At 76.4% G+C, this 24671-nt stretch carries 19 protein-coding genes; 15 read left to right on the top strand and 4 right to left on the bottom strand.

Annotated elements, in window-relative coordinates; translation table 11 throughout:
* Positions 1-122 precede the first annotated feature (122 nt).
* The 9 genes from ACZ6Y7_RS10840 (at position 123) to ACZ6Y7_RS10800 (ending at position 12734) form a co-directional block, all read left to right on the top strand.
* The gene (locus ACZ6Y7_RS10840; protein WP_465757543.1) at positions 123-1088 is read left to right on the top strand and encodes an alpha/beta hydrolase; all 966 of its coding nucleotides are present in this window, start codon (positions 123-125) and stop codon (positions 1086-1088) included.
* 325 nt (positions 1089-1413) lie between these two features.
* Positions 1414-1611 carry a thiazolylpeptide-type bacteriocin gene (locus ACZ6Y7_RS10835; RefSeq protein ID WP_465757542.1) on the top strand — a complete coding sequence of 66 codons (198 nt, stop codon included), beginning with the start codon at positions 1414-1416 and terminating at the stop codon, positions 1609-1611.
* A 53-nt stretch (positions 1612-1664) separates the two neighbouring features.
* Positions 1665-1862, top strand: coding sequence for a thiazolylpeptide-type bacteriocin (locus ACZ6Y7_RS10830; protein WP_465757541.1), 198 nt, complete (start codon positions 1665-1667; stop codon positions 1860-1862).
* A 229-nt stretch (positions 1863-2091) separates the two neighbouring features.
* Positions 2092-4752 (top strand): lantibiotic dehydratase, encoded by a 2661-nt coding sequence (locus ACZ6Y7_RS10825; RefSeq protein ID WP_465757540.1) that lies wholly within the window; start codon positions 2092-2094, stop codon positions 4750-4752.
* 613 nt (positions 4753-5365) lie between these two features.
* The gene (locus ACZ6Y7_RS10820) at positions 5366-6592 is read left to right on the top strand and encodes a hypothetical protein (RefSeq protein WP_465757539.1); all 1227 of its coding nucleotides are present in this window, start codon (positions 5366-5368) and stop codon (positions 6590-6592) included.
* A complete protein-coding gene (locus ACZ6Y7_RS10815; protein WP_465757538.1) occupies positions 6589-8463 on the top strand; it encodes a hypothetical protein in 1875 nt (624 codons plus the stop codon). Before ACZ6Y7_RS10820 ends, ACZ6Y7_RS10815 begins: the two co-directional genes overlap by 4 nt.
* A complete protein-coding gene (locus ACZ6Y7_RS10810) occupies positions 8460-10346 on the top strand; it encodes a TOMM precursor leader peptide-binding protein (protein WP_465757537.1) in 1887 nt (628 codons plus the stop codon). Before ACZ6Y7_RS10815 ends, ACZ6Y7_RS10810 begins: the two co-directional genes overlap by 4 nt.
* A gap of 68 nt (positions 10347-10414) precedes the next feature.
* Complete coding sequence (locus tag ACZ6Y7_RS10805; RefSeq protein WP_465757536.1) at positions 10415-12070, top strand: thiopeptide-type bacteriocin biosynthesis protein; 1656 nt, start codon at positions 10415-10417, stop codon at positions 12068-12070.
* A gap of 91 nt (positions 12071-12161) precedes the next feature.
* Positions 12162-12734, top strand: a complete 573-nt coding sequence (locus ACZ6Y7_RS10800) for a DUF6368 family protein (protein WP_465757535.1) — start codon at positions 12162-12164, stop codon at positions 12732-12734.
* Between the two features lie 98 nt (positions 12735-12832).
* Here the strand turns inward: ACZ6Y7_RS10800 and ACZ6Y7_RS10795 are convergent, their stop codons facing one another.
* Complete coding sequence (locus tag ACZ6Y7_RS10795) at positions 12833-13561, bottom strand: TetR/AcrR family transcriptional regulator (RefSeq protein WP_465757534.1); 729 nt, start codon at positions 13559-13561, stop codon at positions 12833-12835.
* 129 nt (positions 13562-13690) lie between these two features.
* Between ACZ6Y7_RS10795 and ACZ6Y7_RS10790 the strand changes: the two genes are divergently transcribed.
* Positions 13691-14845: an FAD-dependent oxidoreductase gene (locus tag ACZ6Y7_RS10790; RefSeq protein ID WP_465757533.1), complete on the top strand. Its 1155-nt coding sequence runs from the start codon at positions 13691-13693 to the stop codon at positions 14843-14845.
* Between the two features lie 298 nt (positions 14846-15143).
* On the opposite strand, the gene ACZ6Y7_RS10785 is transcribed toward ACZ6Y7_RS10790, so the two are convergent.
* Positions 15144-15887, bottom strand: coding sequence for an SOS response-associated peptidase (locus ACZ6Y7_RS10785; protein ID WP_465757532.1), 744 nt, complete (start codon positions 15885-15887; stop codon positions 15144-15146).
* A gap of 50 nt (positions 15888-15937) precedes the next feature.
* Positions 15938-16741 (bottom strand): AraC family transcriptional regulator, encoded by an 804-nt coding sequence (locus ACZ6Y7_RS10780; protein ID WP_465757531.1) that lies wholly within the window; start codon positions 16739-16741, stop codon positions 15938-15940.
* A 54-nt stretch (positions 16742-16795) separates the two neighbouring features.
* Between ACZ6Y7_RS10780 and ACZ6Y7_RS10775 the strand changes: the two genes are divergently transcribed.
* Positions 16796-18151, top strand: a complete 1356-nt coding sequence (locus ACZ6Y7_RS10775; RefSeq protein ID WP_465757530.1) for an MFS transporter — start codon at positions 16796-16798, stop codon at positions 18149-18151.
* A gap of 30 nt (positions 18152-18181) precedes the next feature.
* Here the strand turns inward: ACZ6Y7_RS10775 and sigJ are convergent, their stop codons facing one another.
* A complete protein-coding gene (sigJ, locus tag ACZ6Y7_RS10770; protein ID WP_465757529.1) occupies positions 18182-19105 on the bottom strand; it encodes an RNA polymerase sigma factor SigJ in 924 nt (307 codons plus the stop codon).
* A gap of 181 nt (positions 19106-19286) precedes the next feature.
* Here sigJ and ACZ6Y7_RS10765 point away from each other — a divergent pair, with 181 nt between their 5' ends.
* The 4 genes from ACZ6Y7_RS10765 (at position 19287) to ACZ6Y7_RS10750 (ending at position 24476) form a co-directional block, all read left to right on the top strand.
* Positions 19287-20858: a sodium:solute symporter gene (locus ACZ6Y7_RS10765; protein WP_465757528.1), complete on the top strand. Its 1572-nt coding sequence runs from the start codon at positions 19287-19289 to the stop codon at positions 20856-20858.
* Positions 20859-20993: 135 nt separating this feature from the next.
* Positions 20994-21977 (top strand): DUF1906 domain-containing protein, encoded by a 984-nt coding sequence (locus ACZ6Y7_RS10760; RefSeq protein WP_465757527.1) that lies wholly within the window; start codon positions 20994-20996, stop codon positions 21975-21977.
* Positions 21978-22249: 272 nt separating this feature from the next.
* Positions 22250-23908, top strand: coding sequence for a hypothetical protein (locus tag ACZ6Y7_RS10755; protein ID WP_465757526.1), 1659 nt, complete (start codon positions 22250-22252; stop codon positions 23906-23908).
* Positions 23909-24152: 244 nt separating this feature from the next.
* Positions 24153-24476: a hypothetical protein gene (locus ACZ6Y7_RS10750; protein WP_465757525.1), complete on the top strand. Its 324-nt coding sequence runs from the start codon at positions 24153-24155 to the stop codon at positions 24474-24476.
* Positions 24477-24671 lie beyond the last annotated feature (195 nt).

The following is a 24671-nucleotide window of genomic DNA, read 5'->3' as shown; positions in this document are numbered from 1 at the left end:
GTGGACGGCCGGGGGCGCTGCGACGGCGTCCGGGCCGGGCTGGCAGGCTGGGGCGGGTGGCGTGTTGAGGGCGCCCCGTGCCGAAGGGGGCTGTGGTGGCGGGTGGGACAGGGGGACGGCGGGTGCCTCCGTTCGATCCGGAGGTGGCGGCCGTGCTGGCGGCCGCGGGCGCGCGGACGCGAGAGGTGCTCACTCCGGAAGGGCTGGCGGCGTGGCAGGAGCGGGACCGGGCCGCGCGACCCCGTCCGACGCTCGACCGGCTGCGCGACGGCGGCCGGTTCGAGGTGAGCGAGCTGGCGGTGCCGCGGCCCGACGGAGGGGGTGAGGTCACGCTCGTCAGCGCGCGGCCCGCCGGGGTCGGCGGGCCGCTTCCCCTGCTGTACTACCTGCACGGTGGCGGGATGGTGACGGGCAACGCGTGGTCCGTGCTGCCGCGGCTGCTGCGCGGGTGGGCGCTGCCGCTGGGGCTCGCTGTCGTGTCCGTCGAGTACCGGCTGGCGCCGGGCACCCGCTTCCCCGGGGCCGTCGAGGACTGCTACGCCGGACTCGTCCGGGTGGCCGAGCGCGCGGGCGAACTCGGCGTGGACGCGGACCGGGTGGTCATCGGCGGCAAGAGCGCCGGCGGCGGGCTCGCCGCGGCCCTGGCCCTGCTGGCCCGTGACCGGGGTGGTCCGGTGCCGGTCGGCCAGCTGCTGCTGAGCCCGATGCTCGACGACCGCGGCGACACCTACTCCAGCCACCAGATGGCCGGCCACGACACCTGGGACCGCACGTCCAACGCCACCGCCTGGCAGGCCGTGCTCGGCGACCGCCACGGCGCCGCCGACCTCTCGCCGTACGCCGCTCCGGCCCGTGCCACCGACCTGGCCCGACTGCCCGCGGCCTACCTCGACGTCGGGTCTGCGGAGACTTTCCGGGACGAGGTCGTCGCCTACGCGGACGGGATCTGGCGGGCGGGCGGCGACGCCGAACTGCACGTGTGGTCCGGCGCCTGCCACGGCTTCGACACCCTCGCCCCGGAGGCGGCCGTCGCGCGGGACGCCGACGAGGCCCGCACCCGCTGGCTGCGGCGCGTCCTGCGGAGGTGAGCTGAGGTCACCCCAACCACCCCGGGTGGAGCGGTGGTTGATTCGGAAGAGGCCGGCTGGTCGACGCCGGGTAGCGGATCGCTCAAGCGCCGCTGAGGCAGCGGCGGCGATGAGCCGTCGGGGCACGGACTACCGGCCAATGACGCGGCGGACCGTGCCGTCGGCCGTTGCCCGCGACCTAGACTCGCCATCGGGCGGCGCGACGCCGGGGTCCGAGGGACCCGCGTTCGACGCACCCACGGGGGGCCCGGCACATCCCGCAGCAACCGCTTCGCAGACGCGTCCCGGACCGTCCGGCACGCCTGCCACCTCAAGGGAGTCCGCCATGTCCGACACCACCACGTCCCGCTCCGCCGCCGAGACCGGCCTGGACCTCCAGGACCTCGACCTCAGCGAGCTGACCGTCACCTCCCTGCGCGACACCGTCGCGCTTCCGGAGAACGGCGCGTCCTGGGGCTCCTGCTCCTGCCAGGGTTCCTCCTCCTGCGCCCAGCCGCAGGACATGGTCGTCCCGCTGTCCTGATCCGACGTCAGTTCCTCTTTCCGGAAACATCCTTCGAGAGACCGGGAGACCACATGTCCGACCACGCTCGGGGCGAGCTCGCCCTCGATGACGCCCTCGCCCTCGACGGCCTCGACCTGGGGGAGCTGACCGTCACCGCGCTGCGCGACACCGTCGCGCTGCCCGAGACCGGTGCCTCCGGCGGCCCCAGCTCGACCTCCTGCGGATCGTCGTCCTGCGCGGTTCCGCACCCGCCGGTCCTCCCGTACTGAGGCCGGCCAACCCCTCCGCACCACCCCGGTAGCACCATCCCTGCAGTACCACGCCTTCAGCACCTCCCCGCACTGCCCTGAACCCGGCGCGTTCGCGCGGACGCGCCGGGTTCCTCCCGTGCCCGTCCCGCCCATGCCGTGCCCGTCCCGCCCATGCCGTGCCTGTCCCGCCCGTGCACTGCCCGTCCCGCCCGTCCCGCCCGTGCCGGTCCCGTCGGAGGGAGTCGTCATGCCGAACCGAGCCCTTCCGTACACCCTGCTTCGCGAGACCCCGGTCCCCGCCCGCGCCGCAGTCCCGGCCGCGTACACCGCGCGCCACGCCCTGGTGCGCGCCACCGTCCTCGCCCGGCCGCCGCAGTCCGCCGCTTCGGCGCGCGCACGGAGCCTGCTGGCCGAACTGAGCGCCCTCGAGGCCGCGGACGCGGCACTGCGGGCCGACCTCTGCGACGACCTCCACGACAGCCGCGCCGGACACGACGAGGAGTTCCACCGCCGGGTGGTGCTCCCGCTCCGGCGCGACCTGCACAACGGGCGCCCGCCCCGCGTCGCGCTGCTCGACCGGCTGGCCGACCTCCCGCAGCGCCTGCCGCGACTCGCCGCGTGGCTCGAACTGCGGCGCCAGCGCGACCAGTTGCTCGCCGCGCTCGCCGACTCCGTGCCACCCGCGCTCGCCGCCGAGCGTGCGGCCCTCGCCGCGCTCTGCCGCGAGCCCGCGTTCACCCGCGCCGTCGCCCTCACCAGCGCCGACCTGCTGCGCGCCGTCGCCCACACGGCCCGCGAGGCCGCCGCGGCGGGCGACCGGCCTGGCCGGGCCCGCAAGGAGGAAGCGGCCGTGCTGCGGCACGCGCTGCGGGCCACCGCCAAGACCAGCCCACTCTCCTGGTTCACCTCTGTCGGCTGGTCGCCGTCCCCCGGGGACCGGACGCCGGACCGGATGCCGGACCGGGTGCCGGACGAGCCCTCCGAGTCGCCGTACGCGGTCGTGAAGGAGAACCGGACACTGGTCGCCGCGCTCGTCCAGGCCCTGCTCGACGACCCCCGGCGCAGTCGCACCCTGCCGCACCGGATGGCCGGCGCCGCCCGGGTCGCCGACGGCCGCGCCCACTACGCCCGCAGCGAGGTGGTGTTCGCGGGCGGGCGCTACCTGGTCACCCGCGAGGAGGAGGTCGAACTGACCGCCCGGCCCGAACTGGCGCTGCTCGCCACGTTCACCGCCGTCCCCGACACCCCGGACCGGCTGGCCACCCGCCTGGCCGCCGCCCTGGAACGCCCCGCCGCCGACCCGGCCGTTCGACGCTTCGTCGACCAACTCCTCGGCGCCCGGCTGCTGGTACCCACCGACCCGGTCGACCCGCAGGACCCGCAGCCGCTGCGGAGCCTCGCCGACTGGCTGCGGCAGTGGCCCGAGGACGCCCCGATCGCTCGGCTCACCGACCGGATCGCGCTGTCCACCGCCGAGTTGGCGGACACGCCGGGCGAGCTTCGTCCCGCCCTGCTGGCCGCGCTCGCCGACTCCTGGCACCGGCTGCTGGCCGCCGCCGGCCGACCCGTCCCGCCGGAGGCCGCGCCGCTCACCGTCCTCAGCGAGGACGTGCACGTGTCGACGGCGCCGCCGCAGTCCCGGCCGACCCGGGCCGACCGGGCCGCGCTCGCCGAACTCACCGCGCTGGCCGAACTGTTCGACCACGGCCACCTGATGCGCCGGGCGGCCCGCGACCGGTTCCTCGCCCGCTACGGAGCCGGTGGGGTGTGCACCACGCCGTGGGAGTTCGGCGCCGAAGCCGCGCAGGCCTGGGCCGACATGACCGTCCCGAACGAACTGGCGTCACTCCAGGCCGAGTTCGCGGCACTGCCGGAGGAGGGCGGGGAACTCCTGCTGCCCGCCGACCGGGTCCGCGCGCTGGCCGCCCGGCTGCCCGACTGGACCGCCGCCCGGCCGCTCAGCTACTCCTGGTTCGTCCAAGGAGACCCCGCCGACGGCCTGTTGTGCGTCAACCACGTGTACGGCGGCTGGGGCCGCTTCACCAGCCGCTTCCTCGACGCCACCGCACCGCGGGCCGCCACGGACGTCGCCCGGCAGATCCGCCGCGGCCTCGGCGACGGCGCCCGCGCCGCCCAGATCCGGCCGGTCGGCGGTTTCAACGCCAACCTCCACCCGCTGCTGCTCGCCGACGAGATCGGCCCCGACCGGCGGTGGACCAGCCTGGCCGAGGGCGACCTCGACCTCGTCCACGACCTCGCGAGCGACCAGCTCCGCTTCCGGCTGCGGAGCACCGGCGAACTCCTGGACGTCCTCTACCTCGGCTTCCTCGCGCCGCTCATGCTGCCCCAGCGACTCGCCCCGCTGCTCGCCGACCACCCCAACGGCGTCGTCGACTTCCGCCCGCTGCTGCCGCGCACCCCCCTCGACGCCCCCGGCGGCACGGTGACCCGCACCCCGCGCCTGCGTCACCGCCACGTCGTCCTCGCCCGCCGCCGCTGGCACCTGCCGCCCGCCGTCCTCGACGCCCTGCGCGCCGAACTCGCCGGCGACCCGGGCCCGGACGGAGTCCCGGCCACCGCCGCCGCCCGCTGGCGCGCCCTGCTCGGGCTGCCCGAACAGCTCTTCCTCCACCCCGTGGCGGCGCAGCCCGCCACCAGCGGCACACCCGCCGACGCCTTCGTCGCCCACCTGCGCGCCCCCAAGCCCCAACCGGTCGACCTCGGCAACCCCTTGCACCTCCGGCACCTCGGCAAGTGGCTCACCCGGTACCCGAACGGCGTGGTACTGGAGGAGTCCCTGCCCGCCATCGCGGGGACGGCGAAGCCCGTCCGGGCGGTGGAACTGGTGGTGGAGACCTACCGCCCCGGCCGGACGCCCCCGGGCGCGGCGCGGGAGGGGGAGCGGTGAACGCCGACGGAGCGCCGCACCGGACGGGCCGAGGGGTGCGGGCTGTCGGCGGCTTCGGGGTCTGGGCTGTCGGCGCCGTCCGGCCGGTGCGTGTGCGGCGGTGGGGCGGGTGGCTCGCCCGGGTCCGGGTCCGGGCGGCGTGGTGCCGGTCGGGTCGCTGCCCGTACGGGCGGAGGCGTTGGGGCTGCTGGTCGCGGCCCGTCCGCAGGGCAGGACGGCCCGAGGGGTGCGGGCTGTCGGCGCCGTCCGGCCGGTGCGTGTGCGGCGGTGGGGCGGGTGGATCGCCCGGGTCCGGGTCCGGGCGGCGTGGTGCCGGTCGGGTCGCTGCCCGTACGGGCGGGGGCGACGGCGCCGGCCGCGAGCGGTCGCGCGACCGGTGGCGCCGTCGGGCCGGTGGCCGCCGTGCGGCGGTCCGCCGGAATGCGGCACCGCCCGGCCCGCCTGGCCCGGCCGCGACCGCAACCCGGCAGGCCGGGTGCCGCCCGGCCCGAGCGTCCGTCCGGCAGGTGCCGACGGGCACCCGGTTCGGAGCCAGGTCCGGCGCCGGGTCCAGCGCCCGGGGCCGCCCCGTCCTTCCGACCGTTCCGCCCACCCAGCGCCGAGGAGAAGTCCGATGAGTGACCCCGTCGCCGCCGACACCGTCAACGCCGCCGACACCGTCGACAGCGCCACCGCCACCGCCATCGCCACCGACGGCCCGGAGGCCGCGACCGTCCGCGATGTGGTCCTGACCTACTACCAGCCCGTCAAGGCCCGCGCGCTGCGCGAAGCCGTGCTGCCGCAGGCGCGGCGGGCGGTCGCGGAGGGGCTGGACGCGCACGTCGAGCGGCACTGGCGGTTCGGGCCGCACCTGCGGCTGCGGCTGCGCGGTCCGGGTGAGCGGGTGGGCGCCGCGGCCGAGCGGGCGGCCGAGGCGCTGCGGGCGTGGACGACGGCCCGCCCGTCCGTCGCCGACCGGACGGACGAGCAGCTGCTGGCCGAGGCGGCCGTCGCCGGGCGGGTGGAGCTGGTCGCACCGCCGTACGGGCCGCTGGTGCCGGACAACACCGTCCGGGTGCTGCCCGTGGACCCTGCCGCCGAGCGCTCCCTGCGGGCGCTGATCGGGGACGAAGCCGCCGCCCTGCGTGACGAGTTGCTCCGCCTGGGGCTGCCCGCCCTCGCCTCCGGGAGCGAGTTCCTCGGGGCGCACGGCGACGCCTCCGAGGCCCGGGTGCAGCTGGTGGTGGCGGCGCTCGCGGCGCACGCCACCGCGCACCCGGACGGCCTGGTCGGCGGGCACTACTCGATGCTGTCGCACCTGGAGGACTTCCTCGTCCACGAGGACCCGGACGGCAGCCTGCGGGCCGGCTTCGAGCGGCGCTGGGAGCGGGTCGGCGGCGCCGTCACCGCGCTGGTGGGCCGGATCACCGAGGGCGGCGCGCGCGGCTGGGAGCGGGACTGGGCGCACTGGTCGGCGAGCGCCTGGACCCTGGCGGAGCGCCGGCTGGCGGCCGGGGCCGACCTCGGCGGCAGCCGCGCGGAGTACCGCCATCGGGCGGCGGCGCTCGGCGATCCGGACACCGCCCTCCGCTGGAACGGTGAACTGCGCACCCGCTACAGCGAGTTCCACCGGCTGCTGCACCGCTCCGACCCGGCCGGCACGATGTGGAGCCGCCCGGACTACCTGATCTACCGGGCCTGCACCAACGGCCTGTACCGGCTGCTCGCGATCTGCGACGTCCGGCCGTTGGAGCGCTACCTGGCCGCCCACCTGGTGGTGCGCACCGTGCCCGAGCTGACCGGACACCGCTGGCAGGACCGGGTGGACGAGGTCATCGCCGCAGTGGAGGGCGCGGCATGACGGGCGTCAGGCCGGGCGCCGGGCCGGGCGTGGGGCCGGGCGTCGAGCACGGCGTCGAGCGGGGTGCCGCACCGACCGGCGGGCCGAGGCCGCACCTGCGCCCCGGGGTGGCGGTGACCCTCCTCCGGGACGGCCTGCACCTGCGCGGACGCGGCACCAGCCTCACCCTGGAGGGCAGCCGCGCCCTGCCGGCGCTGTGGAAGCTGCTCGCCGCCCGGCTCGCCCCCGGGCCGGAGACGGCGGTCGCGCCCGTCGCGGCGCCGGTTCCGGCCTCCGTCCCCGAGGTGGAGGTGGCGCCGGTTCCGCCCTCCGTCCCCGACGCCGAGGTGGCGGCGGCGCTGGCCACCGTCACCGCCCGGCTGCGCGAGCACGACCTCATCGTGGACCACCCGGACGGTACCCGACTGCCGTCCTGGCCGGGCTCGGTGGCGGACCGGCCGGTCGCCGCGGCAGGAGCCCTCGCCGCCGCCCGCCCGGTGGTCGCGGCCGCCGACCCGGACGGGCCCGTGGCCTGCGCGGTGGCCCGTGCCCTCGCCCGGGGCGGCACGGCCACGCCGACGCCGACCGCCGAGCCCGGACTGCCCGCCGGGCGGGTGGTGCTCTCGGCGGGCGAGCCGCCAGTGGCGGTCGCGGTGCAGTGCGGGCCGGACGGCGGCTTCGTCACCGAGCCCGCCGCGCCGGACCGCACCCGCGCGGACGCCACCGCCCTCGCGGCCCGACTGGGCGTCGGCACCGGCCGTGGTGGCGACGCGGCGCCGCCCGCCCCCGTGCTGCTCGCCCTGCTCGCCGCCGCGGGCGCCCAGCGGCTGCTGTGCGCCGTCGCGGGCCTGCCCGACCCGGGCGCGCCGGACGAGGACCCGCGCCTGCTCCCGGGCCGCCCCGCCGTTCTGCTCGCCGAGGCCCGGCCGCCGCGCGCCGAGCACCATCCGTGGGCGGCCGCTGACGGCGCCCCGGCCGCGCCGCCCGGGGACCTCGCGGAGGCGCTGCGCCGGGTGTCCGCACTCGGCGATCCACGGCTGGGCGTCCTGGACGCACCGTCCCCGGGCGACCTCCCTCAGCTGCCCGCCGCGCTGGTCTCCTGCGGCACGCCGTCCGGCACCCTGGTGGCCGGCGCGGCCCGCACGGACCTCGCCCGGCTCGCGGGCGCCTGCCGCTCCGCCGAGCTCCACCTGGCCGCCGTCGACGGGGGAGCGCAGCCGGTCGTCGGCGCCGACCCGGACCACGCCCTCGGCCGGGCCCTGCGCCGGGCGGCCCTCGCCGGCGCCGCGCTGAACGCGCCTCGGCCGGACGGGCGCGGGCCGGCCGGTCCCAGGTCGGCCGGTCCAGGGCGGGGCGGGCCCGCGCGGAACGCGCCCGGGTTGCTCGGGCCCGCTCTGCCGGAATCGGACTGGCGGGAGCATCCGCAGGCCGCGCACTGGTGGGAGGCGCTGGCACGCCGTCTCGGCCGCCCGCTGGAGTTGACGGTCCGGCAATTCCACGGTGCGGGCGTCCACCTGGCCGAGATCGAGGGGGTCCGAGCCGTCGAAGCGACCCCCGCCGACGCCGTCGCCCACGCCGCCCTGGCCGCGCTCACCCGCCTCCTCGCCCGCGAGAGCGGCCCGGCCGCCGCCCACCACACCGCGCTGACCGGCGCCGCCGCCCCGCTCGCCGCCACCGGGCGCCACCCGGCCGTCTGGGCGGACGAGGGGTCGACGGACCGCTGGCTCGCCGAACTCGCCGCGCGTGAACCGCACCTGCGCGCCTCCCTGCGCCGCCTCAGCGGCCTGCGCACCGCCCCCTGGCGGCCCACCACCGCCGCCGCCCGTCCGCTCGCCAACGCCCTGGCCGGCTGCGGGTTCACCGTGCTGGTCACCACCGGAGGCCCGCGATGAGCGAACTCCCCGTCCTCACCCCGGCGCAGGCCTTGGCCGCCACCGAGGGCACCGCCGTCGTCCACCTCCCCGAGTGGACCCTCGGGCTGGCCGCCCGGCTGAGCCGACACGCGCTCGACCACCCCGTCCGCCTGGTGCCGGTGCGCGAGGACGGCGCGTTGACCCTGGTCGGACCGGTGCTGCACCCCGGCGCGCCCGCCTGCCTCGGCTGCACCGAGTACCAGCGGCTCGCCACCGCCGGCGGCCGGGTGCCCTGGCACAGCCCGGGCCTGGCCCTCGCGGGCACCGGCACCCCGGCCTTCGGCGAGGCGGTGGCCGCGCTCGCCGCCGAACTGGCCGGGAGCGCACCGGCGTTCACCGACGCCACCGTCCACCTCGTGAACGGCGCCCGCGCCACCTGGTCCACCCACCGGGTCCGTCCGGTCGGCGGCTGCCCGGTGTGCCGCCCGCTGCCCGCCGACACCCCGGAAGCGGCCCGGCTACCCGACACGCCCCGCCCGCTGCCGGACCCGAGGGTGCTGCGCGGACCCAACGACCGTACGGCAGCAGCGCAGTTGCGGGCCGAACTGCACGACGAACGCTTCGGCCCGGTGCGCCGACTGTTCCGCACCGAGGACTCCGCCTTCGCCCTGACCACCGCGTGGGTGACCGACGGCCGGGCCGTCGACGACGGCGGGTACGGCCGGGCGGCGGACTTCCGCGCCAGCGAGCGGGTGGCGCTGTTCGAGGCGGTGGAACGGTACGCCGGCATGCGGCCGCTGGGACGCCGGACCGTCCTGCGGGCCTGCTACGCCTCGCTGGAACGCGAGCTCGGCCCCGGCGGCGTCCTCGACCCCGTCCGGCTCGGCCTGCCCGACCAGCCCCGGCCCGAACCCGGACGCTCCGGCGCCGCCACCACCGTCCCGTACACCCCGGACCTGGTGCTGGACTGGGTCCACGGCTGGTCGCTCACCCACCGCCGCCCCGTCGCCGTCCCCGAACACGTCGCCTACTGGGACCTGCCGGAGCGCGAACGCCCCCGCGTGGTCTACGAGTCCTCGAACGGCTGCGGGCTCGGCAACAGTCCCCAGGAGGCCGCCCTCTACGGCCTGTTCGAGGTCGCCGAGCGCGACGCCTTCCTGATGGCCTGGTACGCGCGCACCCCGCTGCCCGGCGTCGCCGTCCCCACCGAGGACCCGCAGGTCGCCGACCTCGCCGCCCGCGCCCGGCTGCTCGGCTACCGGCTCACCCTGCTCGACGCCACCAACGACCTCGGCGTCCCCGCCGTCATCGCCCTCTGCCGTTACCGGGGCGGGCACCCGGACGCCCCGCGCACCTTCCTCGCCGCCGGTGCCCACCACGACCCGCTGACCGCGATCCGCTCCGCCGTCGCCGAGGTGGTCACCAACGTCCAGGAGGCGCCGCACCGCTCCACCGCCCCCGGCGGCCCCCGGGACCCGCGTCGGCTGCGGCCGATGCTGGACCGGCCCGAGCTGGTGGTCACCCTGGACGACCACACCGGCCTGAACGCCCTGCCCGAGGCACAACCCCGGCTGGACTTCCTGTTCGCCGGCCCGCCCCCGGTGCCCTGGACCGCCCGCTGGCCCGGCGCGCCCGAGCCGGTCGCCGACCTGACCGACCTGCTGGAGCGCACGGTGGCCCGGCTCGCCGACGAGGGCCTGGAGGTCCTCGTGGTCACCCAGGACGAACCCGGCGTCCGCGACCGGCTCGGACTGCATTGCGCCAAGGTGATCGTCCCCGGCACCCTGCCGATGACCTTCGGCCACGCCAACCGCCGCACCCGTGGCCTGCCCCGGCTGCTGGACGTCCCGTACCGGCTCGGCCGCACCCCGGCACCGCTGCGCCACGACCGGCTGCCGCTCCACCCGCACCCGTTCCCCTAGGCCCTGCCCGGGACGCGTCAGACACGCCCCAGCCATCCCCGCCCGCCCAGCCGTCCGGGAAGGACGCGATGACCACCGACCAGCTGCCGACCACCCGATGGCACAGCCTCCACCTCGCGCTGCCGCTGCCCGCCGAGGAGACCGACGCCTTCCTCACCGTCGACCTCGCCCCGCTGCTCGACGGCCTCCCGGACACCGACTGGTTCTTCATCCGCTACGGCGAGGGCGGCCCCCACCTGCGGATCCGCCTGCGCGGCCACGTCCCGCCGCCCGCCGCCCTGGCCGCCGACCTCACCCGCCTCGCCACCCGCCGCACCCCGCTCGACGGCCCCTGGACGGCCCGGCACGGCGAGGTCACCGAGGTCCGGTACGAGCCGGAGACCGAGCGCTACGGCGGCCCCGCCCTGCTGCCGATCGCCGAGGAGGTGTTCACCCACTCCACCCGCACCGCCGTCCACGCCCTGCACGCCCTCGCCGCCGTCCCCGACTCCCGGCTGCCGCTCGCCCTCGACCTCGCCCACACCACCGCGCACGCCCTCGGCCTCGACGAACTCGCCGCCTCCCGCTGGCTGCGCCGCCACGCCGCGTCCTGGCGGTGGGTCACCGAGTACCGGGCGCTGCCGGGCGCCGCCGTCCACACCCGGGTCAACACGGTCTTCGCCCGGCAGCGCCAGGCCCTCGCCGCCCGCGCCCGGGCGCTGCGCGCGGCGCTCGACACGGGGACGGCCCCGCCCTGGCTGGGCGACTGGGAGGCCCGGGTAGCCGAGGCCGCCGCCCGGATGCGCACCTCCGCAGCGCAGGCCGCGCCGGACGGCGACGCCTCGGAACGCCTCTCCTGGGTCTGGGCCTCCCAGCTGCACATGCTGTTCAACCGGCTCGGCGTCGGCCCCGACGAGGAACGGGCGGTCTGCCGCCTCGCCGCCCGCACCCTGCTGGAGACCGACCGGCCGTTCACCTTCTTCCCCGACGACCGGCACGCCCCGGACCACCAGTACCTGGAACGCAGCAAGTTCCAGATCGGCCGCACCGAGGACAGCACCCTGCGCGACCTGCCGCCCACCCCGGCCCCGCGCCCCCGGCCCGGAGACCTCCCGCTGCCCGCCGACCCGCTGCCCGCCGTCACCCTCGCCGACGCCCTGCACGGCCGCCGCTCCACCCGTGGCCCCCTCACCGGCCCGCTCACCGCCGCCACCCTCGGCGGCCTGCTCTGGCCCGCCTTCGCCCCCGGCCCCGACACCGGCCACCGCCCGTACCCCAGTGCGGGTGCCCTGCACACCGTACGGCTGCGCCTCGTCGCCCTCGCCGTCGACGGCCTGCCCGCCGGCACCTACCAGTGCCTCCCCGAACACCGCAGCCTGCGCCCGATCGGCCCGGCACCCGCCCTGGACGACCTCAAGGCGCTCTCCTCCTACCTCTCCCGCCCGCCCGCCGACCCGGTCGCGGTCGGCATCGACGACGCCCCCGCCGTCCTCGCCGTCTACCTCGACCTCGCCCACCTCCGCCGCCGTTACGGTCTGCGCGCCCTGCGCCTCGGCCTCCTGGAAGCCGGCCACCTCACCCAGAACCTCCTGCTCACCGCCGCCGCCCACGGCCTGGGCACCACCCCCCTCGGCGGCGTCCAGGACGACCTCGCCCACGAACTCCTCGGCCTGGACGACCTGGAGGAACCCCTCCAGTACCTCCTCCCCCTGGGCCGCCCGGTGAACGCCGAGCCGCTCTCCTGAGCCGCCGGCCCGTGGCCGCGGACGAATCCCCTGGCGCCCACGGCCCGGCCGCGGCCATGCTGGGCGGCACGACCACGGAGAGGGAGGAAACATGGGCGGGCCCGCGGCGGGACTGTGGCTGTCCGTGGAGCGCAGCGCGCTCGACGCGGTGCCGTGGCTGGAGCGCTTCTGCGCGATCGAGGCCGGGGAGGACGGGTCGCTCGAGTTCCGTGTCCTGCGGCCGTCCGCGATCGGCCTTCCCGAGGTCGATCCCGCCTCGCTCGGCCCGTTCCACCTCAGCCCGGATCCCCTCGACGACGAGGAGGACCTCGGCTTCCCCGGGCTCCACCGTCCGCCCGCGGCCGCACTGCTCGTGGGGGCGTACTGCTCCGGCCCGGCGAACCACCGGACGCTCGGTCACCTCGTCCGCCTGCCGGCCGAACGCTACGACGCGCTGATCGACTTCTGCGGCCTGCTCGGCTACCGCCACTCGCTGGACGAGCTGTCCGAGGAGGAGGAAGCCGCCCGCCTGGCCGAGGCCCGGGCCCTGGTGGACTCCCTTCCGGGCCGGGTCCTTCAGATGCCGTACGCGGTCTACGGGGGCGGCCACCGGTACAGCCACGTCGGCGACGTCGAGTTCCTCACGGCCTGGTTGCGGCACCCGGACTTCCGGATGGTCAACTAGCCCCGTACTTCGCAGGTCACCGTTTCAGGTCCGTTGTGACTGAGCGCTTCACTTGGCGAGCTGGGCGTGTCGTGCTGTGAGCGCGGAGAGACCCCGTGTCAGCGGGTGTGTCGGGCGGCAATGCCGTCGAGCAGATAGTCGAGGCCGCTGTCGAACGTGGCGTCAGGGCTGAGGTGATTGCCGTCCCGGACGGCCGCTGCCAGCGTGGGGTGGCGGCCGGCGGCCAGCACGCGGGTGAGATAGGGGCCGGCGGCGCTCTGCCACTGCTGCTCGGTCGTGCCGGTGGTCCGTTCGGCGCGCAGCTCGGCGATTTCGCTCCGGAGTGCCCCGGTCAGGTAGGCGTTGACCGCGTTGACCGCATGCATCACCGTATCGATGTCGTCGAATCCGGGCGTGCCGTGCAGTGCGGCCAGTGATGCCTCCACGTGCGCCAGCGAGTGCGGGCCAAGTTGTGGCCGCCCGCCGAGCAGGTCGGCGAACCACTCGTGGCGGAGCGCGGCCTGCCTAATGTGGTGCGCGAGCAGTCGCAGCGCGCCGCGCCAGTCGGTGGTGGCCTCGGGCAGCGGGATCTCGGCGTACACCGCGTCCACCATGAGGTCCAGCAGTTCCTCCTTGGTGGACAGGTAGCGGTAGAGCCGCATCGGCCCCGCGTCGAGTGCGGCGGCGACCTTGCGCAGGGACACCGCCTCCAGCCCGTCCGCGTCGGCGAGCTCGATCGCGGCCCGGACGATCCGTTCCCGGCTCAGCGGGCTCGGCGCCGGTCGACTCGGCGGCTCGGGCCGCTCCCAGACAAATGCAGGCTCGCCCTCGCCTGCTGCTTCATGCATCGCCATCGGTTCTCGTCTCCCACATCCGTCATCGGCCGATCGGTGATCCCGAGGCAACGATACGCCGTTCATGTCGATACGGTGTATCGTCACGATGCATCGTATCGACCCCGTGAAAGGCAGAAGTCCATGAGCAGCACCACAAACCCCCCTCGCATCGGCATCGTCGGCGCCGGCGTCGGCGGGCTGACTCTCGCCTGCGTCCTGCAGGTGCACGGCATCGACGCCGTCGTCTACGAACGCGACGCCTCACGCACCGCACGCGGGCAGGGCGGCATGCTCGACCTGCACCAGGACGGCGGGCAGATAGCCATCCGCGAGGCCGGCCTGATGACCGGGTTCCAGGCCATCGCCCGCCGCGAGGGTCAGGACCTACGCCTGCTCGACCACACCGGCGCCCTGCTGCTCCGGCAAGACACCCCCGATGGTGCCCCGCTGGACCGTCCCGAGGTCGACCGCGCCGATCTGCGCGGCCTGCTGCTCGACTCCCTGCCTGCAGCGGCCATCGAGTGGGGCCGCACCTTCCGGTCCGCCACCCCCCTGCCCGGCGGCGGTCACCGGCTCCACTTCGCCGATGGCACCACCGCCGACCACGACCTGCTCGTCGGCGCGGACGGCGCCCGCTCCCGGGTCCGCCCGCTGCTCACCGACGCCGAGCCGTTCCACATCGGCGTCAACTCGATCGAGAGCGGCATCCCGGATATCGACCGCACCCACCCCCGGCTCGCGGCCATGGTGGGGCGCGGCAACTACTGGGCCATCGGTGAGAACAAGGTGCTGGCGGCTCAGCGCAACGGCGACGGCCGGGTCCGCGTCTACGTCACCCTCCGCACCCCCGAGGACTGGATCACGACCTGCGGCATCCCGTTCGCCGACGTGGAGCAGACCCGCACCGCCCTGGTGGAGCTGTTCGCGGGCTGGGCCCCACAGTTCACCGCCCTGCTCCAGGCCTGCACCGACACCTTCGTGCCCCGCCCGACCACCATGCTGCCGATCGGCCTGACCTGGCCCGCCACTCCCGGCGTCACCCTTCTCGGCGACGCCGCCCACCTCATGCCGCCCGTCGGCGTGGGCGCCAACACGGCCATGCTCGACGCCGCCGAACTCGCCCTCGCCCTGGCCGCCTTCCGCGACGACCCGGCCGCCGCCATCCGCAACTACGAGACCGCGATGTTCGCCCGCAGTGCCGCCGCTGCGCAAGAGTCCGCGCGCATCATGGAACTCCTCGTCGCTCCCGACGGCGCGCAGAAGATGCTGAATCTCCTTAACGGGTATGGCTGCTGACGCGAAGAATCGCCGGCCCCCCGCACAGCGTCGCGGCGGCAGGTTGAGGGTCGGCACGGTGGGCTCGACGGACGGCGACGGTGACCGGCGCGGACCGTGCCGGTCGCGCGTCGGGGCCGCGGCCGGGGTGGTGCGGCGGCGCTGCTCGAACGGCTCGGGGCCGGGCATGCCGCTCGCGGGGCGCGCGTGCGCGGGGACGGACGTCAGCCCGTCGGCGCCCCCACCCCCGCCTCCGGCCTTTCGCGAGCCCGCCGGAGTGGCGCGCGGACGCGGTGTCAGCGGCATGCGTGAAGGGGCGTCAGTCCGCCAGGCCCAGGGGGTCGGGGGCGGTGGCGAGGAGGTCGGGGCCGTTGTTGCGGACGCTGTTGACGGTGGTGGGGACGGCGCGGACGCGGAGGTCGCCGTCGGCGGGGCGGCGCAGCAGGTGGTGGAGTCCGGCGGGGTCGGTGTGGGCGGGGGAGAGCCAGGCGGGGAGGTCGTCGGGGGCGATGGTGAGCGGCATCCGGTCGTGGACGCGGCCCGCGCTGTCGGTGGCGTCGGTGGTGATGACGGTGGCGGTGGCCAGCCAGGCGAGCGGGTCGTCGTCGGCGCGGGTGCGGTCGCGCCAGAACTCGTAGAGGCCGGCCATCAGCATCACGCCGCCGGTGCTGAGGTAGTACGGCTGCTTGTACGTCTTGCGGTCGGCGGTCGCGGGGACTTCGCGCCATTCGTAGTAGCCGTCGGCGGGGATGACGCAGCGGCGGGCGGCGAAGGCCTTGCGGAAGGCGGGCTTGGTGTCGACGGTCTCCGAGCGGGCGTTGATCATGCGGGCGCCGCCGGACGGGTCCTTGGACCAGGACGGGACCAGGCCCCAGCGCAGCGGCCGCAGTTGGCGCAGCAGCTCGCCGGTGTCCCGGTCGACGCGCTCCAGGACGGCGGGGACCGGATCGGTCGGTGCGACGTTCCAGCTCGGCGCGAAGGTCTCGGCCGGGTCCCAGCGGAGCTCTCCGAGTAGCGAGACGAGGTCCTGGGGCGTGGTGGTGGAGACGAAACGGCCGCACATGCCCCCAGCCTGCCACTCGCGACCGACAACCGGGGCCCGGGGAGGCACGGTCAGCGCGTCGCCGGGCCGCCCTCGACCCGGCCGGCACGCGCACGGCCCCCCGGCGCCCGGCCGCCCGGCGCACGGCCGCCCGGGGTGTGGCCGAAGGTGCGGCGGAAGACGTCGATGAAGGCGCTCGCCGAGGCCCACCCGCAGCGGTGGGCGACGGCGGTGACCGGCAGGCCCTCGGCGAGCAGCACCAGGGCGTGGTGCAGCCGCAGCTGGGTGCGCCACTGGGGGAAGGTCATGCCGAGGTCGGCCCGGAAGAGCCGGGACAGCGTGCGGTCGCCGGCGCCGACGGCGCGGCCGAGCGCGGCCAGGGTGCGACCGTCGGCGGGGTCGGCCTCCAGCAGGGCGCACAGTTCGCGCAGCAGTGGCGTGGTCGGGGTGGGCAGGTGCAGCGGCTGCTGCGGGGAGGCCCGCAGCTGGTCGAGCAGGACGGCGCGCAGCCGGGCGCGTTCGGGGCTGTGGTCCTCGGGGGAGCGGGTGTAGGCGACGATCAGTTCCCGCAGCAGCGGGCCGACGGCGAGGACGGTCGGCCGGTCGAGGCCGAGCGGGTTCTCGGCGGCGGGCAGGCCGACGAGGTGGAGTTCGACCTCGCCGTGGGCCTGGTGGGCGTGGACGGTGCCGGCCGGGATCCACAGGGCGCGGTTGCCGGGGGCGACCCAGGAGCCGGCGTCGGTGGTGACGGCGACGACGCCGCGGGCGGCGTAGGCGATCTGGTGGTCGTCGTGCCGGTGCGGGTCGATCCCGCCGCCGGGCGGCAGCCGTCGGGCCCGGGTCGGTGCGACGGGATCGTGGCGGAACATCGGCATGGACTGGCAGATTATCGGAAGTCCGTCAGGGGGCGCCGCCCCGAGCATGGCGGCATGCCGAAACGAACACCCGACCGCGGGTCCGTCCTCCTGCTCTCCGTGGGGCACTCCTGCGTGGACGTCTACCAGGGCGCGGTCGCCGCCCTGGTGCCGTTCTTCGCCGCCGAGCGCCACTACGGCTACGCCGCCGTGTCCGGCGTGGTGCTCGCCGCCTCGCTGCTGTCCTCGTTGACGCAGCCGCTGTTCGGGGCGCTCACCGACCGCCGTCCGCTGCCCTGGCTGCTGCCGGCCGGCACCCTGCTGGGCGGTGCGGGCATCGCGCTGAGCGGGGTGAGCGGCTCGTACGGGCTGACGCTCGCCTCCGTGGCGCTGTCCGGGATCGGCGTGGCGGCCTACCACCCGGAGTCGGCCCGGGTGGCCCGGGCGGCGGCGCGGCGGGCGCACGGCGGGCCGGGCGGTCACCGCGGCATGGCCTGGTTCTCGCTGGGCGGCAACCTGGGCTTCGCGGCGGCTCCGCTGCTGGTGGCCGCCGTGGTCGGCACCGGAGGGCTGCGGCTGACCCCGCTGCTGGTGCTGCCGGCGCTGGTCGGCGCCGGGCTGTGCCTGCCGGTGCTGCGCGAGCTGGAGCGGCGGCGGACGGCCGGGGCTCAAGCCGCGCAGCCTCCGGGGGCGGAGGACCGGTCGGCCTTCGTCCGGCTGTCGCTGGCCGTGGTGTGCCGCTCGATCGCCTTCGTCGGGCTGAGCACCTTCCTCTCGCTGTTCGTCACCCAGCGCCTCGGCGGCGGCGCGGCGAGCGGCACGGCCGCGCTGGTGGTGCTGTACGCGGGCGGCGCCGTCGGCTCGGTGCTGGGCGGCGCGCTGGCCGACCGGTGGGGCAGGGTCGCGGTGGCCCGCCGCTCGTACCTGGTGGCGGCGGTCGCGGTGGCCGGGGTGCTGCTGATGCCCGGCCCGGCGCTGTACCTGTGCGTGGCGCTGACCTCGGCGGGGCTGTACGTGCCGTTCTCGCTGCAGGTGACGCTCGGTCAGGACTACCTGCCCTCGCGGATCGGCACGGCGAGCGGGATCACCCTCGGGCTGACGGTGAGCATCGGCGGCCTGGCGGGCCCGCTGATCGGCGGCCTCGCGGACACGACCTCGCTGCGGACGGCGCTGCTGCCGCTGGTGCTGATGCCGCTGCTGAGCTGGGCGCTGTTCCGGACGCTCCCGGAGCCCGCCCTGCCCGAGGGCTCGGAAGGGCCGGCCCCCGCCCTGCCCGAGGAGCTGGAATCGCCGGAGCCCGCCCTGGCCGAAGGACCGGAAGACCCGGCACCCTCCCTGCCGGCAGGGCGGGAGGGGCCGAAGGCCGCCGCACCGGAGTCGGTCCAGGACGGGCCGGCTCCCGAAGGGCGGGCGGCACCCCTCCGTCCGTGACCTCCGAACAGTCCCGCCGTCGGCGGGGCGTCACGTCGCGTTCCACGGCCGCAGCTTCTCCGGATTGCGCACCGCCCAGATCCGGGTGATGCGGCCGCCCTCGACACCGATGGCCGCCACCGTCGCGGTGCGCCCGGCCTGCTGGGCGACCAGGCCGGGCAGGCCGTTGACCGTGCGCTCCAGGAGGACGAGCCCGGGGGCCTTCTCGGCGATGTGGAGCAGGTACTGGGCGATCCGCTCGGCGCCCAGGACCGGGCGCAGCGCGGCGCCGACCGTACCGCCGCCGTCGGCGGTCATCGTGGCGTCGGGGGCGAGCAGCCCGATCAGGGCCTGGATGTCCCTGGCCTCCCAGGCCTCCTTGAAGTGCCGCACCAGACCGGCCTGTCCGGCCCGGGGAGCCGTCGGGGCCTGCGCGGCGCGCACCCGTCGGCGGGCCGAGGCGGCGAGCTGCCGGCAGGCCGCCGGGGTGCGGCCGACGATCTCGGCGACCTCGGGGAAGGGGTACCGGAACACGTCGTGCAGGACGAACGCCACCCGCTCGGCCGGGGTCATCGCCTCCAGGACGACGAGGAAGGCCATGTTCACCGACTCGTCCAGGGTGACCCAGTCGGCGGGGTCGGCCGGCTGCGTCCCGCTGCCGCCGCCCGGCCCGCCGATCCACTCCGTCCGGTCGGGCAGCGGCTCGGGTATCCACTCGCCGACGTAGCGCTCCCGGCGGGCCCGAGCGGAGCCGAGCAGGTCCAGGCAGACGCGGGTGGCCACGGTGGTCAGCCAGGCGCCGGGCGAGGCGATGGCCTCCCGCTGCGGCCGCGACAGCGCGTACCAACGGGCGTAGGCCTCCTGGACGGCGTCCTCGGCCTCGGCCAGCGAACCGAGCAGCCGGTAGGCGAGGTTGATCAGCTGTCGCCGCTCGCCGACGACCGCGATCGGCTCCGGCTCGGATGGGGTGCTCATGATCGGACCCTAGCGATCGACCGCCGCGGGGTCAGAAGGGGGGGCCGCGGTCCCGGGCCCTCCTGCGGACGACACGGGCCGGCGGCCCCGGCCGCCGACCGCCGCCCGGGAGAGAGTAGGGGCGGGGAGGAACGGGGAACGGGGAGGGAGCGGGAGCCGGCAGGGAGAGACAGGAGAGAGCGTGCGCCAACTCGACCTTCTCGTGGTCGTCGTCTACCTGGTCGCCATCGCGGTGATCGGTCTGCGGCTGGCGGGCCGTCAGACGACTTCGAAGGACTACTTCGTCGGCGAGGGCCACATGCCCTGGTGGACGGTCTCGTTCTCGGTCGTGGCCACCGAGACCAGCGTGCTGACCGTCATCAGCCTGCCCGGCGGCGCCTACGGCGGGCAGGGCTTCGGCAACGTCGAACTCGCCCTGGGCTACGTCATCGGCCGCGTCGTCGTGGCCACCGCGCTCATCCCGCTGTACAAGCGCGGCGGCTTCGTCAGCGCCTACCAGTACCTGGGCGGCAGGTTCGGCCCCGGTCTCCAGGGGCTCGCCTCGGTGACCTTCGTCGTCACCCGGCTGCTCGCCGAGGGCGTGCGGCTGTTCGCCTCGGCGATCCCGATCCGGCTGCTGCTCGGCGAGCTCGGGGTGCACACCGGCTACCGCACGATCATCGTCGTGCTCACCCTGATCACCGTCGTCTACACCTACCTCGGCGGGATCAAGGCGGTGATCTGGACGGACGCCATCCAGATGGGCCTGTACCTCGGCGGCGCCCTGCTCACCATCGCGGTGCTGTCCGGCCGGGTCGGCACCGACGGCTACGCGCGCGCCCTGGACGCCGGCCGGTTCCGGCTCTTCGACACCGACTTCGACCCGGCCCACATCCTCACCAGCCCGTTCGCCCTGCCGACGGCGATCGTCGGCGGCGCGATCTTCGCCATGGCCAGCCACGGCTCCGACCAGCTGATCGTCCAGCGCATCCTCGCCACCAGGACGCTGCGGGACGGCCAGAAGGCGATGATCGCCTCCGGCGTGTTCGTCACCCTCCAGTTCGCCGCCTTCTCCCTCGTCGGCGCCCTGCTCTGGTCCTACAACCAGGGCCGGAGCTTCAAGGAGCTCGGGCTGGGCAGCTCCGACAACCTCTACCCCGACTTCATCCTGCACGGGCTGCCCGTGGTGGTCTCCGGCCTGCTCGTCGCCGGCATCCTCGGCGCCGCCATGGGCTCGCTGTCCTCGGCCCTGAACTCCATGTCGAACTCGACCGTCGCCGACCTCATCCACCGCTCCTTCCGCAGCACGCCCTCCGAGGCGTTCCTGCTCAAGCTCGCCCGGGTGATGACCCTGGTGTGGGCCGCGCTGATGGCCGTCTTCGCCTGCGCCTTCAGCACCAGCACCGGAAACGTCTACCTCACCGGCCTGACGATCGCCGGCTACACCTACGGCGCCCTGCTCGGCGCCTTCCTGCTCGGCCGCCTGGTGCGGCGCGCCAACGGGACGGACTCCGTGCTCGCCTTCCTGGCCACCCTCGCCGTGATGACCTACGTCGTGCGCGGGGTGAGGATCGACGTCACCACGGCCGCCGGTGTCGTGCCCACGGCCATCGCCGCCCAGTGGCTGGTCCCCGTCGGCGTGCTGGTCACGCTGGCCGTCGGGGGCCTGCTCAGCCTGTTCCACCGCGCCCCCGAGACCGCGCGCGTCGCGGCGGACGCCGCCCGGTCCGGCCCCGGCACCGACCGCGCCGAGGCGGCCCCCGCCCAGGAGTGACGCCCACCCGGCACTCCTTCGCCAGGCCCGCTGTTCCGGCGCTTTCGGGCGGCGGTGTCGCGCGTGCGGGTGAACGCGGGCGGCACGGCGGCACCGTGACGCGGGGACGCGCTGGGAGGCCGCTAGAAGGGAACGATGCGCCTTCCGACCCTCGCCGTGCTCCCCGCCGCAGCCGTGCTCGCCCTGCTCCCCGGCACCGCCCACGGGCTCGCCCCCGACCTCCGGGTGCCGGCCGCCCGACTCGCGCCGGTACCCGATCCCCTCACCGCGCTGCTGCCGATCGCGCCGCGCCCGGCCGACCCGCGCCCGGTGGACCCGAGCCCGGTCGAACCGCGACCGACCGGGCCGCGCCCGGACGAACCGGTGTCGGAGGACGCCCTGCCGACGTACCGCTTCACCGGGGCGGGCTTCGACGCCTGCTCGGCGCCGTCGCTGGAGGCCCTCTCCGTCTGGGGCACCGCCTCGCCCTACGGCGCGGTCAACATCTACAGCAGCGGGAGCCAGCGCCACTGCGCGCAGGACGAGTTGACGCCGCAGTGGGTGGCTCAGGTCCGTCTGATGGGGTGGCAGCTGGTACCGACCCACGTCGGGCTGCAGGCGCCCTGCGCCCAGCGCCCGGACAAGCCGCTGCGGATCGACCCGGAGCGGGCCGAGGAGCAGGGCGGCCAGGAGGCGGAGGAGGCGGCGCAGGCGTTGCGGACGCTGGGCCTGGGAGCGGGCAGCCCGGTGTACCTCGACATGGAGGCGTACCCGGCGGGCGACGAGGTGTGCAGCCGGGCGGTGGTCGACTTCGCCGCCGGCTGGACCAAGGCCCTGCACGAGGCCGGCTACCGGTCGGGTTTCTACTCCAGCCTGAACTCCGGCATCGCCGACATCGTCGCCGCGGCCCGGGACGGACGGTCCCCGCTGCCGGACGCGATCTGGTACGCCCGCTGGGACGGAAAGCCCACGACCACCGGCCAGGCCGGGCTGCCGGACGACCTGTGGGCCGGCCACCGGCGCATCCACCAGTACCGGGGCAGCGCCGACGAGACGTACGGCGGGGTGACGCTCAACATCGACCGCGACCAGGTGGACGGCCCGGTGGCGGGCGGCCCCCTGGAGGTTCCCGAACCGTAGCGGGCCGCCGGACGGCCGTCCGGATCGGGCGCCCCCGTTCGGCCGTCCCGGGTCGGCCATCCCGACCGGCCGTCCCCGTCCGGCCGTCCCCGTCCGACCCTCCCCGGGGCGGCCCTCCCGACCGGCCATCCCGACCGGCCGTCCCGGGTCAGCCGCCAGGATCGGACGCCGGGATAGGGCACGGCGCGACGCCCCGGGCCCTCGCACTATCGTGACGGTCCGGGCGGCGCCCTCGCGCGGTGCGAGGGGCGGGCCGCCGCTGAGGGGGCGTCATGATGGTCGAGGAGCTGGCTCAGTGGGGCCCGGAGCTCTACTGGACGAGGGCCCGGGAGCAGCGCCTCGGCGTGGTTCCGCCGGGGAGGGGTGACCAGGGGCTGCTGCGCAGCGGTGCCGCCCCCTGCCTGCTGACGGTCCTGCGGCTGGCGGCACACCGGACGGCGGCCCGCAGGACCGATCTGGACCTGGCACTGGCGCTGGTGCGTGCCGGTCGGCTCGACCGGGCGGTGGAGCTGGTCCGGTCGGGGGCGGATCGGGCGGCGGCGGGTCGGCCGGGGCCGGAGGAAGACCTCGTCCGGCTGGTGCGGGCGGCGGGCGAGGCCGGGGACCTGGACGGTGCGCGGGCGCTCGCCGAGTCGCTGACCGACCGCGCCCTGCGGGACAACGCCTTGGTGGACCACATCCGGGCGGTGGCACGCGCCGGCGACCACGAGCGCGCCGCCGAGCTGGCGCGGACGGTCCGCTATCCGCACAATTGGCCGCGCGCGTGGGCCGGGATCGCGGAGGCGGTGGCGGACGCCGGTGACTTCCCCACCGCGCTCGGGTACGCCGCCACAGCCGACGAGTGCGCAGGCCCCGGCGCGTCGGGCCACGCGCTCGTCACGGCCATGGAGATCGCGCGCGCCGCCGGGGAGCACGTGCTGGCCGGCACGTACGCCGACCGGGTGGAGGACCTCGTGCGCCGCGAGGGCCGCGACGGCGTCGGGCAGCGCGCGCTCCTGGTCGCCGTGCTGGCCTCGGAGGTCCGCAGCGGGGACCTGGACCGGTTCGACGCCGTGCTGCGCAGCCTGGCCCGGGCGGCCGCCGCGCAGGCGGCGGAGGCCGCAGCTGCGGGGGCGCAGGAGGGCGACACGGACCCCGACGTCCTCTGCCTGACGATCCTCGCCCGCCCCCGTGCGCCCTTCGACGCGAGGATCGTGCCCGAGCTCCTGGAGGCGGTCGCCGAGACCGCCGACCGGGAGGTGGCCCTCGCCCTGGCCGACCAGGCCGAGGACCTGCTCCGGTCCGAGGCCGGGCGCGGCAACCTCGCCCTGGAGGAGGCCGTGACCTCGCTGCTCGCCCGGCACGGGCAGGTCGACCGGGCGCTGGCCCTGGTCGACCGGATCGTCGCGCCCGATCTGCGGGTGGTGCGGAGGATCGGGGTCGTCGAGGTCCTGGCCCGGTCCGGGGACACGGACCGGGCCGAGGCCCTCGCGCGTTCCCTCGCCGCCCCGTGGGCGCGGAGCCGGGCCCTGATGGCCGTCGTCGGCGCGCTGGCCGGGCGCGGCGAGACGGCCCGGGCCGAAGCCCTCGCCGCCGCGATCCCCGACGACTGGGCGCGGGGCGAGGCGCTGATCGACGTCGTCGGTGCGCTGGCCCGGCAGGGTGAGCCGGACCGGGCCGAGGAACTCGCCCGCGCGCTCCCCCACAGCGGGTCGCGGGCCCGTGCCCTGGCCGTCCTGGTGGGGGCCTCGGAACCCGCCCGCGCCCGCCGACTGGCGGCCCGGGTCGTGCTCCTCGACGGTTGGGCGACCGTCCTCGACGACCTGGAGGACATCGCCCCCGGCGGGGTACTGGCCATCGCCGACGAGGTGCTGTCCTGGCGGGCGGTCCACCCCGCCACCACGGAGGAGGCGAAGCGGTCGGGACGCCGGCCCCCGGCCCGGCGGCCGTGACGGGAGGCCGGAGAGGGGCCCCGGGCCGGACGAGCGGGGCAGCGGCCGGTGCACTCGAACGGCGGTCGGCCGTCCGTCCCGGCCACCCGTGCCACGCTCCCGGGGAAAGGGGCAGGTCAGGTGCCTCGGTGAGGGGGTGTCACGATGCCGTCCTCGCCGCGCCGGAGCGGGTGTTCGATCCGCTTCCGGGCGCACTTGTTGCGAATATCCCGGTACGAGTCCGCACGCACCAGAGGAGTAGTCCATGTCCGTGATCTTGACCGTGGAGGCCGCCGGCGACGCGAAGGCGCTGGAGCAGTACGCGCGGGACAACGCGGAGACGTTCCGGGCCGTCCTGGAGGCCGCGAAGCGCCACGGTCTCATCGCGCACCGCTTCTACGGTTCCGAGGACGGCAGCAGGGTGCTGGTGCTGGACGAGTGGCCCGACCGGCAGAGCTTCGAGTCGTTCTTCCAGGAGCAGGAGTCCCAGATCCGGCCGATGTTCGAGGCCGCCGGGGCGACCGCGGCGCTCCAGCCCACGGTCTGGCGGGAGCTGTCGACCGCAGACGCCCACGGCTGGGGCGCCTGAACCCCGCGCGGTCCCCGCCTGAATCCCGCCTGATCCCCGCGTGATCCCCGACGCCACCACGCGGACCCGGACCCGGCCCCCGCACCCGCACGCGCTGGGGCCGGGTCGCGCCACGACCGGCTCCCGGACGGTCGCACCTCACACTTCGGGGGCCCACGTCGTCGGATCACTGGAACACCGGTGATGGACGCCGCG

It is taken from the genome of Kitasatospora sp. NPDC053308 (assembly GCF_055585785.1).
Note: the sequence above shows the minus strand (reverse complement) of the source record. Positions and strands in the feature narration are given on the sequence as shown.